Origin of the sequence: Methylobacillus arboreus, from assembly GCF_020532725.1 — a bacterium.
In the GTDB taxonomy this organism is placed as follows: Bacteria; Pseudomonadota; Gammaproteobacteria; order Burkholderiales; family Methylophilaceae; genus Methylobacillus; species Methylobacillus arboreus.
In genome coordinates this window covers 865,552-878,257 of the sequence record NZ_JAJAVC010000003.1, presented here as the reverse complement: position 1 = coordinate 878,257, position 12,706 = coordinate 865,552, and the positions used below count along the sequence as shown (strand labels likewise).

8 protein-coding genes, 1 tRNA gene and 2 pseudogenes are annotated in these 12,706 nt (G+C 54.4%); 6 read left to right on the top strand and 5 right to left on the bottom strand.

Annotated features, from left to right (window positions below):
* Positions 1 to 76 precede the first annotated feature (76 nt).
* Positions 77 to 162, bottom strand: a tRNA-Leu gene (locus tag LG198_RS04135).
* Between the two features lie 171 nt (positions 163 to 333).
* Here LG198_RS04135 and LG198_RS04130 point away from each other — a divergent pair.
* The 3 genes and pseudogenes from LG198_RS04130 to LG198_RS04120 form a co-directional block, all read left to right on the top strand.
* Positions 334 to 462 (top strand): annotated as a pseudogene (locus tag LG198_RS04130) (IS3 family transposase); the annotation flags it as partial.
* Positions 463 to 605: 143 nt separating this feature from the next.
* The gene (locus LG198_RS04125; RefSeq protein ID WP_230341886.1) at positions 606 to 983 is read left to right on the top strand and encodes a hypothetical protein; all 378 of its coding nucleotides are present in this window, start codon (positions 606 to 608) and stop codon (positions 981 to 983) included.
* 382 nt (positions 984 to 1,365) lie between these two features.
* Positions 1,366 to 1,863, top strand: coding sequence for a DUF2059 domain-containing protein (locus tag LG198_RS04120; RefSeq protein ID WP_230341885.1), 498 nt, complete (start codon positions 1,366 to 1,368; stop codon positions 1,861 to 1,863).
* A 33-nt stretch (positions 1,864 to 1,896) separates the two neighbouring features.
* Here the strand turns inward: LG198_RS04120 and LG198_RS04115 are convergent, their stop codons facing one another.
* Together LG198_RS04115 and LG198_RS04110 are read right to left on the bottom strand one after the other, a co-directional pair.
* Entirely contained in the window at positions 1,897 to 2,847 is a 951-nt protein-coding gene (locus LG198_RS04115) for a hypothetical protein (RefSeq protein ID WP_230341884.1), read from the bottom strand.
* A gap of 63 nt (positions 2,848 to 2,910) precedes the next feature.
* Positions 2,911 to 3,468 carry a hypothetical protein gene (locus tag LG198_RS04110; protein ID WP_230341883.1) on the bottom strand — a complete coding sequence of 186 codons (558 nt, stop codon included), beginning with the start codon at positions 3,466 to 3,468 and terminating at the stop codon, positions 2,911 to 2,913.
* 146 nt (positions 3,469 to 3,614) lie between these two features.
* Here LG198_RS04110 and LG198_RS04105 point away from each other — a divergent pair, with 146 nt between their 5' ends.
* The 3 genes and pseudogenes from LG198_RS04105 (at position 3,615) to LG198_RS04100 (ending at position 10,286) form a co-directional block, all read left to right on the top strand.
* Positions 3,615 to 5,348, top strand: coding sequence for a putative bifunctional diguanylate cyclase/phosphodiesterase (locus LG198_RS04105; protein ID WP_328484879.1), 1,734 nt, complete (start codon positions 3,615 to 3,617; stop codon positions 5,346 to 5,348).
* Positions 5,349 to 5,390: 42 nt separating this feature from the next.
* A pseudogene (locus LG198_RS14420) lies at positions 5,391 to 5,519 on the top strand (ESPR domain-containing protein); the annotation flags it as partial.
* Positions 5,520 to 5,543: 24 nt separating this feature from the next.
* Entirely contained in the window at positions 5,544 to 10,286 is a 4,743-nt protein-coding gene (locus LG198_RS04100; protein ID WP_230341881.1) for an autotransporter domain-containing protein, read from the top strand.
* Between the two features lie 62 nt (positions 10,287 to 10,348).
* Here the strand turns inward: LG198_RS04100 and LG198_RS04095 are convergent, their stop codons facing one another.
* Both LG198_RS04095 and LG198_RS04090 read right to left on the bottom strand, forming a co-directional pair.
* A complete protein-coding gene (locus tag LG198_RS04095; protein WP_230341880.1) occupies positions 10,349 to 11,542 on the bottom strand; it encodes a pyridoxal phosphate-dependent aminotransferase in 1,194 nt (397 codons plus the stop codon).
* A gap of 112 nt (positions 11,543 to 11,654) precedes the next feature.
* The gene (locus tag LG198_RS04090; RefSeq protein ID WP_230341879.1) at positions 11,655 to 12,701 is read right to left on the bottom strand and encodes a S1 family peptidase; all 1,047 of its coding nucleotides are present in this window, start codon (positions 12,699 to 12,701) and stop codon (positions 11,655 to 11,657) included.
* Positions 12,702 to 12,706: the final 5 nt, after the last annotated feature.

Sequence of the window (12,706 nt, the reverse complement as noted above, 5' to 3'; positions counted from 1 at the left end):
AGTGAACAAAAAACCCCGGAATCACTAGGATTTTCGGGGTTTTGTGGACGGCTTTGAATTGCTTGGAATAGGTATTTGGTGCCCGGGGCCGGAATCGAACCGGCACGCCCAAAGGGCGAGAGATTTTAAGTCTCTTGTGTCTACCAATTTCACCACCCGGGCAGGGAGATGCTTGAACCGCCTCGAACGAAGCGAGGCCGTATTCTATCATCGTGCAGACCAAATTGAGTAGCCGAAAATACCAAAATCTCAATGCCCGTGCTGCTTCCGACTTAAAATGAGCAAGTCTTCATCAGTGAACCGCTCCGGGTTTTACGGAGGCTCCAAGTCTTGCTGGAATGGGTCGCCTGGATCAACCAAAAACGTTTGCACTTATCCATCGGCTATCTCTCGCCCGCCGAAGCTGAGGCAGACTACTACAACCAACTCGGCAATACTGCCGACGAGGCTGTTTTACTTTAACCAAATAGCCTCCGCGATTTCCGGGGCGGTTCAGATCATGGTTCATTGCAATATCGACTGAACCTAGTCTTGCATCGCCAGTCTCTTAAGTCATACCAGTCAATCGGGTCATTATGCGAAAAATAATATTGTCTGCACTTTTATTGAGTGCATGTTCTGGAGTCCCGATACAAGGTGCGGCTAGCAAGCCAGTGCCCCAGGAGCGGATATATGCAACCTATCCGAAGTTTTTTACCGGGGCTTATGTGACGGTGCGCCGTGATCAGGCACCCAAGGAGATCGGCATAGGCTGTGAGAATGAGATCTATATTGATAATATTCGCGCGTATACGATCATGCCGGGTGAATATGTGACGTTCTTTTTGACGGATGGCAAGCATGTGCTCAAGGTGGATACTGGCCGGGGATCGTGCCAGGGGCGTCCTAGCTCTGAGGAAATCAATGTTTCCAATGGCATTTCCCAGGAGTACAAGTTGATTAGTCCGCCTGGCGACACTTTGCGATTGTTCCGGACCATGTAGCGGGGCAGGCTGCTAAGAAGCCTGCCCTAAATTGTTATGTGAATGTTGTCGAAATGAAAGAAGTGATAATCTAAGAGCCTGTTCACGATATTTTCATGGGGCAGGTTGCCCTGTCAGGGTGGTCGATGCAAGGCGCAAGCCGCAGACGGGCTTATTGCCCGGCGAGGATTTGCAACGCCGCAGCGGCTGCTGTGACAGGGCAACCCGAAGGGCATGGTTCCAAATTGTGCCCGCTCCGCTGTTGCAGTCCTGGGTGAGGCAATGAGCATTACCCAGGACTGCGTTTTAAAACTTGCGTGTCCTATGAAAATATCATGAACAGGCGCTTGCTTCACTATGCAGCATATCACCACCTAAATTCATATTCTGACAGGAGATTTAAATGCTAAGGAAAACGCTCGCCATCTGTATGTTGGCAACATTGGGAAGTGCCCATGCTGCGACTCCCTCCGATGACTTGATATACAAGTTCATGGAGGCTTCCAATATCAAGGGTGCGTTGGAGAGCATGCGCACCAATGCTGATAACGCATTGAGGAATAACTTCCTGCAATCGCTGCAATACCAGCAGTTGAATGAACAGCAGAAGAAAATTGCCGAAGAGGCCAGCGAGAAGGCGGTGAAGGTGCAGCAAGAGCATTTGTCCTATGATGCCATCGTCAAGCTGGTGCTGCCTTTGTACCGTAAGACTTTCACGCAGGAAGAGCTGCAGGCGGCGATCAATTTCTATACATCGCCAATCGGCCGTTCCATCAATCAGAAAATGCCTGGGCTGGGGGTTGAGTCATTGAAGCTTACCAACGAGCTTAACCAGAAGGTCATCCCGCAATATCAAAAGATTGCGCAGGAGGCTGTGGAGCGTATCAAGCAGGTGAGATAGGGATACAAGCAGGCGGATGGCCAGCCGGTCGAGTTACTCCGCCTTGTTCTTGGCTGCTGGATTGTCCTGTGGCGGCACTGCTATGACTTGCCCGACAGTGTGCGGTTCTGTTTGCATCATCATGATGGCATCGAGTGCCTGTTGCTCATCAAGCTGGGGCTTTTCGGGCTCCAGCAATGAGTGCCAGTGGGACTGCACAACACTTTTTAATTGATGCGCCTCTTCCGGCAGGTCCAGCAGGACAGGCAGGCGCACAATCCCGCTATTGGAAATGGCAAACAGCACGACTGCCAGTGTCAGCATGGCGATGACCACTTGAGTGCGTGCACTGTCACGATGCCTGCGGTTTTCTTCCTGAAAGTCGCTCAAGTTTTTCCAAGCCAGGCCAGTGACTTTGTAGCTGCCTTTGGGGGTCAGTTCCACATCGCGTGTTTCCACGAGTGATGCCAGTTGGTACTTCATTTTCTGTAAATACCAGAGCCGGTCTTCCTGGGTAAAGCACAGGTAGCCGTACATTTCCCCCATGAGTTCGCTGAGCGTGAACGGCGTTTCAGACACGGCTTTGTGCGCCACAATGTATTTGAGCAATTCATAGCGCTCACGCGTTTCTGTCGGCCTGCGGTTGAGAAGGGTGCTGGCCAGGAAATGCTTGATATTGGCCGTCCAGCGGTAGATCGGCGTGAGGATGATGGGAAGTGCCAGCATCAGCCGGGCCAGCGATGTATAGCGGCGGAAGCGGTTGTTGCCTGCGACTGAATAGCGATACTCAACGACAATGTTCTGATAGGGAAAGCGCTCGATCGGGCTGGCAATGACGTTGCGCGATAATGCGCCCTCAGGGTTCAGCGATTGCCCATAGACATTGCTGCCGTCCACTGCCAGGATTTTCTGCACTCCGTATTGCGATGTGGTGGCCACGATGTTGAAAGCACGCTCGCGCTTGCCAAGCAACATAATCATGAGTAACCAGAGGTTGAGTTTCATAGGTATTCAGAAAAATGTCTGTCCTAGCTACTTATGCCATAGGGTAATAAGTTGATAAATCATTCAAGCGATTCTAAAGCCGGGTAATTTGCCGAGTTTAATGGAAATTTTTATCAAATGTACAAAATCATCGTGGCCAAGATGCTTCCAGCCCTTTAATTCACTGGATTGGTCTGCAATTATGGCGGTCAAGGCATTGTAGCAATCAGCGATATAGCTGATCTGCGTGGTGCAAGGCGTATTGGTGAAGGCTGTCCCGTAGATTGTTCTGCAGGCTTCGGCGCAACCGTTGAGTAATATTTTATCAATGGTTGTTCGATGCAATATTGTTTGGGAGTCGACGCAGAGAGTGATTGATTTCTCGGGGATAGCGTCATCATCAGATGTCCACCAATCCTTAGGGATGCCGGTGGCATTGATTAGCAACTGGAAATTAGCCCCACGGGGCATTCTGTTGTGCTTTATCCATTCATGTACTGTCTGAACAGGCAAGCCATTTTGTTCAGCCCAAGACTTGGCAGATTGCTTGCCAATGACCCTGAGTAGTTTTTTTGCAATCCCACTCATCCGATATTTTTTACGACTCGGATAATATTTTGAATAACAGGGATATGCTTTCAATCCCTTTGTTATTGATATAAATAACCAATATCCCCTCCATTTTTCAACAATATTTCCGAATTAATATATTGACATCCGAATTAGGATGATTTTTAATTGATCATCTTCCATTTGTTTGGCATCAAGAAGCTTAACGACAAGTCGCTATGAAAGATGAAAAAAAATTAATGTCCAGAGATTGGCATCGAGCAGATATCATCGCGGCAGTGCGGAAAACCCAGACTAACCTGCAGCAGCTATCCAGGCGTTACGGTTTGTCGCGAACGACATTAAGTAATGCTCTTTATAGTCCATGTCCCCGCTATGAGCGCTTGATTGCAGAGCATCTTGGAGTGACTCCGCAAACAATCTGGCCGAGTCGATATCATCTTGATGGCACGCCCAAAAGTGGCAAAGGGGAGCGTAGTCTTGATAGAACCAGGCGACCCAGGGTCAATGTTAGCATTGCCAGTGATTCGTGCAATCAATATCCGGCGTCATCAAGGCAATTATTTCAAGCGGAAACTGGCAAGGACAATAAAAAATATTTCCAAGATACCCGGCATCCTTACGATGCTGTAACTGGTTTGCCTGGAAAAGCACTCTTTATAGAGCACCTTAACCAATTTATTTCATACGCAAAACGGCATCCCCTGCGTAAGATTGCCGTACTGGTCGTGCGGCTTGACCATTTTGAGCAAACCGCAGAAATGCTGGGTGCTGCAAATGCCAATAGCCTGCTCAACGAGTTGGCTGCCCGTCTCAATGACAAACTGCCTGTGGCGCATTTGGAAAAGGATGAGTTTGCCGTATTGCAAACCAGCCATGGAGACATGGATGCCGGCCTTTCCAAGGCCTCCAAGGAAATCAGGGAGGTTTTTTCCAAGCCGTTCCAGACCGACGGAGGCGAGGTCATTCTATCCGCCTGCGTTGGTGTTGCGGTTTACCCATGGCACGGCAAGGATAGCAGCGAACTGCTATCCAATGCATCCTTTGCCTTGTTGTCCAGGCGGGAGCCGGACAATCAAGGCATCTATATCTATTCTCCGCAGGCAGTGGGAGGAGAGCGGGAACGCCTCTATCTGGAAGCGGCACTGCATCGCGCCCTGGAGCGTAATGAATTATCTCTTTATTTCCAGCCGCAAATTGATGTCAGCTTGGGGAAAATCATTGGTGCTGAAGCGTTATTGCGTTGGCAGCACCCCGAAAAAGGATTTATCGCACCGGACCATTTCATCCCGATTGCGGAGAAAAACGGGCTCATCCTGCCTATCGGGATATGGGCGCTGCGCCAAGCCTGCAGGCGGTTTTGCGTGTGGAAAGCGCAAGGTATAAAGCTGGAGCGCCTTGCCGTCAATATTTCGGCAAGGCAATTTCACGAAAAGTATTTTCCCGAGATTGTGGGAGGTATCTTGCAGGAAACAGGGGTTCCGGCCGATTGCCTGGAATTTGAAATCACTGAAAGCCTGTTGCTGCGAGATCTCGATAAAGTCATCGCCATCATGACGGAGTTGAGGAACCTGGGCGTCCATATTTCATTGGATGACTTCGGTACCGGATATTCTAATCTCTGCTATATCAATCGGCTGCCCATTGACAGTATCAAGATTGACAAGTCATTTATCCGCGACATCACCACCGACAGGAATAGTGCCGCAATTGCCAATGGCATCTTGTCTATTGCGCATCAGTTAGGGCTGAGGGTAATAGCCGAAGGCGTGGAGACCAAGGCCCAGCTCAATATGCTGATCAACAGCGGATGCCATCTCGTGCAAGGCTATTACTTCCATAAGCCCATGCCCGAGGATGCCTTCACCAATATCCTGAATTACCCACCGGTTACCCATCTTTACTTTGCTTCCAATGACAAGGTTCCCTTCGAGGAAGCCAGGAGGCAATAAACAAAATCAAGTGCAATTCTATTAACCAGGGGAGGAATCGCAGTGAATCGTGGCTACAAAACTATATGGAATAAAGTCCGCCAGATGTATGTGGCTGTTTCTGAAATCGCTCAAAGCCAAGGCCGGACAGGCGGGCAGGGGGTAAGCATATTGCTGCCGGGGCTGCTTGCTTTGGCAACGGGAGCCGGAAATGCAATGGCCGATCCCGCGGTATATACGCCTTACGCCATGGACATGGATCCTGCCGCCTGGGTGCAGGACAGGGGAGGCTCTCCCGCCTTGCAAAATGTCGAATGGCAAGGGCGTGATGCCCTCAAGCTGGAAATAAACCCACCCGCGACACCGGACTCATTCAATAACTGGCAGGGATATTCCCAGCGTACCGGGGTGCCTGCTGGCGCCTCGTTCCTGCGCGGTGATTTATGGATTGATGGCGACTGGCAAAACGGGACCGCGACAGATTATGTCAACACCGGCATGTGGGGGAGCGCAATGCCAGAGTCGGTTGTGGCGGAAGGTACATATGTCAATAGCGAGGCGGCATTCCCCATCATCCATTTCAACAATCAGGACGGCAGCGGCCGCCTGCAGGTATGGGGTGACAGCGGTTGGATCGACTTGGCCGAAACAGGAAGCCTGGTGAAATATGATGGCTGGAATACGCTGGATTTGAGGTTGCTGCCCGAGCAGAATCTGGTCGAGTACTACTTCAACGGCGAGCTGATCTACTCCTGGAATCCTCCTGAAACCGCGCACGGTGAACCTTCGCAATTCTGGGCCATGTACCTCAAGGCCAGGAACAATGGCGAAACCGTATTCGACACCTACTGGTCGCGCCTGCTGGCCGGGCAAGTCTATGCCGATGGGGAAATCATTGATAATACGGACGGGGATATCGTCGTCGATGCGGGCGCGCATGCGCAAGTGGCATCCGGCGCGACTATCGCGGGGAGTTTGCTTGCCGAGGGCAAAGAAGGGGAACAGGCCTCGACCGATTTCGCCGGCAGCGCCGTCATTAACGGCAGCCTCATCGGCAACCAGGCCAGCTTCACTTTTAGCGGCGATAGCGCAGATATCGTCAGCATCGGCGGCAATGTTGAACTGGAAAACGGCGCATCGGCCACCGGCGGGAGCAACGGGCCATCTATCCAGGTGGGAGGCAACATCAGGCTGGATGATGCGACGCTGGGCGGGAGCTGGAACGTGGCGGACGGTTATCTCAACGCTGTTAGCGGGTCAGCTGCCTTGCTGACGGAAAGCCATTTCAGCGGCACCGTGAATGGCGCCGCAAACGCCGTGGTGAAATCCGATGCCAGCGGAATTGTGATGACCGGCGGCTCTGTAAGCAATGCAGGCACGGGCAGTGCCGTGCTGGCTGTTTCCGGTGGAACTTACGAAGGGTTCGGGGTGACAGTGACAGCCTTGGGCAACGGGCATGGTGCCGTCGCCAATACCGGCGGGCAGGTCAGCCTGCATGACAGCAACGTATCTACCCAGGGGCAGGCCGCGCATGGCCTGGTCGCCGACGGGAGCGGCAGCTTGGTGGAGGCCAGCGATACCAGCATTAATGTAGCAGGCAACCGGGCTTACGGAGCGCATGCGAGCAACGGCGGCGAAATATATCTGGAGAATGAGACAGTCAAGCAGAGCAACACCGGCGCGTACGGACGAGGATTGAATGCGACGGGAGCAGGTTCCAGCATCGTCGCGATCGACACTGTGGTGACCGTAGAAGGTACGGGCACCAACGGCAGCGATGCGCCTGTCGGGGCGGCAGCATCACAAGGGGCTAGCGTCGTTCTCGAAGGAGGGGAGATACGCATGACTGGCGCCAACCGTACCTTCGGCATACGCGCGGATATGGGAGGGAGCGCTATTGCTGATGGTGTAAAAGTATCCACAACAGGGGAAAACTCCCATGCGGTACAGGCATGGGCGGCGACCAGCGGAGCTTTTAACGGCCAGGAAACCACGGTGGATATCAACGGGGGAAGTATCTCGACTGAAGGTCATAACTCCTATGGCTTGTTTGCGCAGAATAACGGCAGTTTGATCGAGGCTAGCGGCGTGGCAATCACGACTAGCGGCAGTGTTGGCCGGGGGCTGTATGCCTACAATGGCGGGTATATTGATTTGTCTGGCGGCTCCATCAGCACGCTTGGCGATGATGCGGTTGGCATCCAGGCCAGCGGCGTGCAATCGTTGATCAGCGTCAGCGGCCTCGTTGTCGAAACCAGCGGTGCCCGTGCCTTCGGCGCGTCGGCAGGCTGGGGTGACGGCCCTGGCGGCACGGTGGTGTTCGAGGCGGGCAGTATTGCGACCTCCGGCGAGAATGCATATGGCGTCTCGGCGGTATTGGATGGCTTGGTACAGCTGCAAGACTCACTGGTAGTCACATCCGGCGCCAATGTCGCGGCGGCTTTTGCCTCAGCCGGAGGCCGGCTTGAAATAAGTGGTTCCAGCTTGACCTCGCAGCAAGGGCCCGGCATTCATTTGGTGAACAACGCCAGTGCGAGCTTGAGCGATACCATCGTCAATGCCGGAGACGCTTCCATCCTTTCTGACTTGAGCGAGGCAGGCCAGGTGCAGGATATTCTGGTAGGGGCAGGCGCCAGCCTGACCCAGAACAACGGCATCCTGCTGCAGGTCAACCGCAACGAATTCGGCATGGATGGCATCGTCAACCTAACCTTGGCTAATGGCTCGGTTTCCAATGGCGACATTGTGGACCTCGACCGCCTGGAGGACGGCCGCAGCGGGGTGACTAACTTCACCGTCGGCGCGGGAGCGCAGTGGATAGGCATCGTGCGGGGCATTCACGATGTCGCGGCCGGAGACGGCGCTACCTTGATCAATACGGATGGCGGCCCCATCAACGGCAACGTCAGCGGAGGAGAGGGTGCGACCATAGCCTTTACCAACGGTGCGGATATCGGGGGCGGTGTTGTTGCCGGTACTGGCTCCAGCGTGCGTTTCGACGGGACTACCACCATTGCCCAGACCGTCGCCAGCCAAGGCGCCAGCTTCGCTTTCAATGGCGACACCGATATCGGCAGCAACGTGAGCGCCGACGGCCATGCCCAGTTGCAGTTCAACGGCGCAACCACCAATGTGGCAGGCGGAGTTGCCGGCAGCGGTAATACCGAATTGGTGTTCAACAGCGATACCACCAGCATCGGCGGGGAGGTCAATCTCAATAGCCAGTCTGCCTTGCTGTTCAATGGCGATGCTTCCATATTGGGAACCGTGAATGCAAACGGCAGCATGCTCTCGTTCGCTGGCGCGACAACCTTGAGCAATGGGCTGTCAGTCCAGGACTCGGTGGTTCTGTTCAGCCGCACGTCGGCAACGAATATCACAGGCGATGTGCTCCTCACCCAGGGTGCAGTCACCTATGGAGGAACGGCAGCAGCACCGATCCTGGTCGATGGCAATGCCGAAGTGAATGATGGCGCCATGCTGGGCGGCAACTTCATATTCAGTGGGGCATTGAGCGGCAATGGTACCATCGGCCCAGGCAACTCGGTCGGTACCCAGACTTATGCATCGGTCGCGGGTTTCAGCGGTACCTATGTTGCCGAGGTCAACGCAGCAGGCCAGTCTGATCTGGTGCATATCACGGATACTGGTGTGTCAAACCTAGGAGGCATCAGCCTGCAAGTCACCCAGGAAAATGGCAGCGGCGGCTACCTGCTCAATCATCGCTACACCATATTGAGCACGGACGGCACGCTGGGCACCCCGTTCGTTTCCAGTTCCTGGACCGGTGGCGGCCTCGTCAGCCTGGATACCTTCTATAACAGCGACAGCGTCGAAGTCAGCCTGTCTATCAACCAGGCGGCGGTGGACAGCGTTCAGACCGGCCTGACGCGCAACCAGCGGGCGGTGCTCGGTGGGGCCTTGCTCGCGGCCGGCAGCAACCGTTTTATCGACGCCGCCCTGCAGCAGCAGGACAGCGCCGCCGCGTTCGATCAACTCTCGGGCGAAATTCATGTATCTGCGCGCAACACCATCATCGAGGACAGCCGTTTTATACGCAATGCCGCCATTGATCGCGTCCGGCAGTCTTTCGGTTCCGTAGCGGCAGCCAGCAATGCAGGCAATGTGGAAAACGAACGCTATACAGCCTGGACGCAGGCTATTGGCAACTGGGGCCATGACAGCGGCACCAACGATGCCGCCAGGTTGAGCCGGCGCGTGGGCGGAGTGCTTTTCGGCGCTGATGCCCAGGTTGGGGAGCGCTGGCGTGCAGGGGTGCTGGCAGGTTACACCGACAGCAGCCAGGATGTGGGAGGCAGGCGATCGTCTGCCAATGTACGCAGCTACCATCTTGGGATATATGGCGGCGCGGAATGGGACAAGCTCAGCCTCAGGCTTGGCGCTGCCCATAGCTGGCATGACATCGATACGCGCCGTAACGTGGTTTTCCCTGGACTTTCGGCCAATAGTAGGGCGGATTACGACGGCCGAACCCTTCAGGGATTCGCCGACCTGGGCTACCGGGTGGATGCGGGACGCCTTTCCCTTGAGCCGTTTGCTTCGCTGGCTCATGCCAATTTGCACACAGATGGTTTTCATGAGAAAGACGGGGCTGCCCTCGATGGCCGTAGCCAGAGTACCAACACCACTTTCACGACCCTGGGTACGAGAGCGGCATATCAGCTTGGCATAGGAGATGGTGTCACCACGATATTGCGTGGTTCGCTTGGCTGGCGCCGGGCAGCAGGAGATACTGACGAGCGCGCCAGGCTGGCCTTCGCTGAAGGAGGTGCGTTCGGCATTGCCGGCACACCGGTACGCCGTGAGGCTTTGGTGCTGGATGCGGGATTGGATGTATTGGCCAGCGAGAGATTGAGCCTGAATTTTTCCTATCTGGGACAATTTGCAAGAGAGGCCGAGGACCATGCTTTACGGGCCACGTTGAACTGGCGCTTTTAGGCGCATCGCAAAATGAAAAAGCCTGCTTTAAGCAGGCTTTTTTTTGCTTGCTGCTCTTGGCTTTAAGCCAAGGCCCGCTCTATCCGCTCCAATGCATTCTTGAGACTTTCCAGTGAAGTGGCAAACGAGATACGGAAGTAACCTTCGGCACCGAATGCCGAGCCCGGCACGACGGCAACGCCTTCCTGTTCCAGCAGGTATTCGGACAAGGCCAAGTCGTTGGCTGCCTTGATCTTGCCTGCGGCAAACAGCTTGCTAATGGCTTCGCGGGCGTCGGGGAATGCATAAAACGCACCGCCGGCCTTGATACACTTCAGCCCCTTGATCTCGTTGAAGCGCTTGACGACAAAGTCATGCCGCTCGCGGAAAGCATCCAGCATGGGCGTGATGCATTCCTGCGGGCCTTCAAGCGCTGCCTGGGCTGCCACTTGCGAAATCGAGGTCGGGTTGGAGGTGGATTGCGACTGCAGGATTTCCATCGCCTTGATGATCTTGGCCGGGCCGGCGGCATAGCCGATGCGCCAGCCGGTCATGGAGTAGGCCTTGGAAACGCCGTTGAGCACAATACAGCGCTCCTTGAGCTCAGGCGCGGCATTGAGGATGTTGTAAAACTTGTCGCCGGTTAGGTTGACGTGCTCGTACATGTCATCGGTGGCAACCAGCACATGCGGGTGCTTCTTCAACACTTCGCCCAGCGCCTTGAGTTCATCCAGGCTGTAAACCGCACCAGTCGGGTTGGAAGGCGAGTTGATCATGAACAGCTTGGTCTTTGGCGTAATGGCTGCTTCAAGCTGGGCAGCGGTGAGCTTGAAGCCTTGCTCGATGCCACATTCGATGATGACGGGCTTGGCACCTGCTACCAGTGCGATGTCGGCATAGGATACCCAGTAGGGCGCAGGGACGATGACTTCATCACCCGGGTTTAGCACTGCCAATGCCAGGTTGAAGATACATTGCTTGCCGCCCACGCCGACGATAACTTCTTTCTCTGTGTAGTCAAAGCCATTCTCGTTCTTGAACTTGGCAACAATGGCTTTTTTCAGGCTAGGGATGCCGGCTACCGGCGTGTATTTGGTAAAACCCTGGTCAATCGCTTTTTTGGCCGCATCCTTGATGTGCTGCGGAGTGTCGAAGTCCGGTTCACCCGCGCCCAGCCCGATAATGTCACGACCTTCCGCCTTGAGCTTGGCTGCACGGGCAGTAACAGCCAGGGTGGGTGATTCTTTGATGGATTGAACGCGCTGCGAGAGTTCCAAGATCTAAATCCTATAGAGAAATTATGAAGACAACGGCAAAACTCTAATTTTACTCACATTATTCACAATGCGGAATATGACGCTCCGTGATATTTGGCGTGATGGCTGTAATTTATTGCGCTGTTGATGCTGGTGGGGTGTTGGCATCATTGCAGCCGGTAGGGCATGCCGCTGCCTTGCGGAACTCCATTGCCAGCTTTTCGCTGATTTTGCTTAGGGATTGTTCCATAGCATAGGCTGCTTCCTTATTCCCCTGGCGGGATGCAATCAGCCCGAGGCGGAACATGGCGTCTGTGTTTTCAGGGTCGAGGATCAAGGCTTGTTTGTAGCTGATTTCAGCAGCCTCTGATTGCTGGAGATGCTCCTGAGCAAGTCCAAGCTCATACCAGGCTTCGCTATTGTCAGGCTCCGCGGCTGTCCACTGGGCGGCTATTCTGCCGAGCGCTTGCCAGTCTTCCTGCAATTCAGGGATGGCAATCAACAGAAAATAAAGCCGGGATTGCTCGCTGGCTTCCCACAAGGCTTGCCCGATCAAGGGGAAATGGCTTTGGGGTTCCCGTTTTTCCAGTTGCGAGAGCCATTCTATCGGCAAAGCGTAGTAGTAGGCCTGGCGGCCAATGGTTTTGAACGTGTTAATGCCGACAAGCTGGCCTGCTTCGTTGTATAAACCGCTACCGCTGGCGCCGAGTGCGAATCTTGCCGTACTGCGAATGACATGTCCGTTATCAAGATCGTAAAGGGACTTGATATTGCCTGCCGAGACCAGCGGCGAGGCGACGCCGTTCGAATGGCCGATGGCAATGACTTGCTCGCCTTTCTTGAGGCTGTTGCTTTCACCGAGTTCCACAGGCTTGAAGGGCAGGGGAGATGTGTGCAGCAGGCAGAGGTCATGCCATGGATCGGCCTGCACGGATTCAACCTGGTAAGTGTCCTTGCCACGCGATATCCATGGCTTGCCGGATTCGCGCAGCACATGGCAGTTGGTCAATACCTTGTCGCTGGCAATGACAATGCCTGAACCGTAGCCCAGGCCGCCGTCGGCACGGTAGGCGCGCACCATGACAGTGGAGAGGAAGGGGTCCATTATTTTTTGCCGGTCAATGGCGTGGGCTGCGGAAGCCAATAACCAGCATGCGGCAATGCACACCAAGTAACGCATACAGC

What these genes read in the sequence shown, in the direction of transcription:
- LG198_RS04120 (WP_230341885.1), top strand. Translation starts at nt 1,366, where the DNA reads ATGCTAAGGAAAACGCTCGCCATCTGTATGTTGGCAACATTGGGAAGT.
- LG198_RS04115 (WP_230341884.1), bottom strand. Translation starts at nt 2,847, where the DNA reads ATGAAACTCAACCTCTGGTTACTCATGATTATGTTGCTTGGCAAGCGC.
- LG198_RS04105 (WP_328484879.1), top strand. Translation starts at nt 3,615, where the DNA reads ATGAAAGATGAAAAAAAATTAATGTCCAGAGATTGGCATCGAGCAGAT.
- LG198_RS04100 (WP_230341881.1), top strand. Translation starts at nt 5,544, where the DNA reads ATGGCCGATCCCGCGGTATATACGCCTTACGCCATGGACATGGATCCT.
- LG198_RS04090 (WP_230341879.1), bottom strand. Translation starts at nt 12,701, where the DNA reads ATGCGTTACTTGGTGTGCATTGCCGCATGCTGGTTATTGGCTTCCGCA.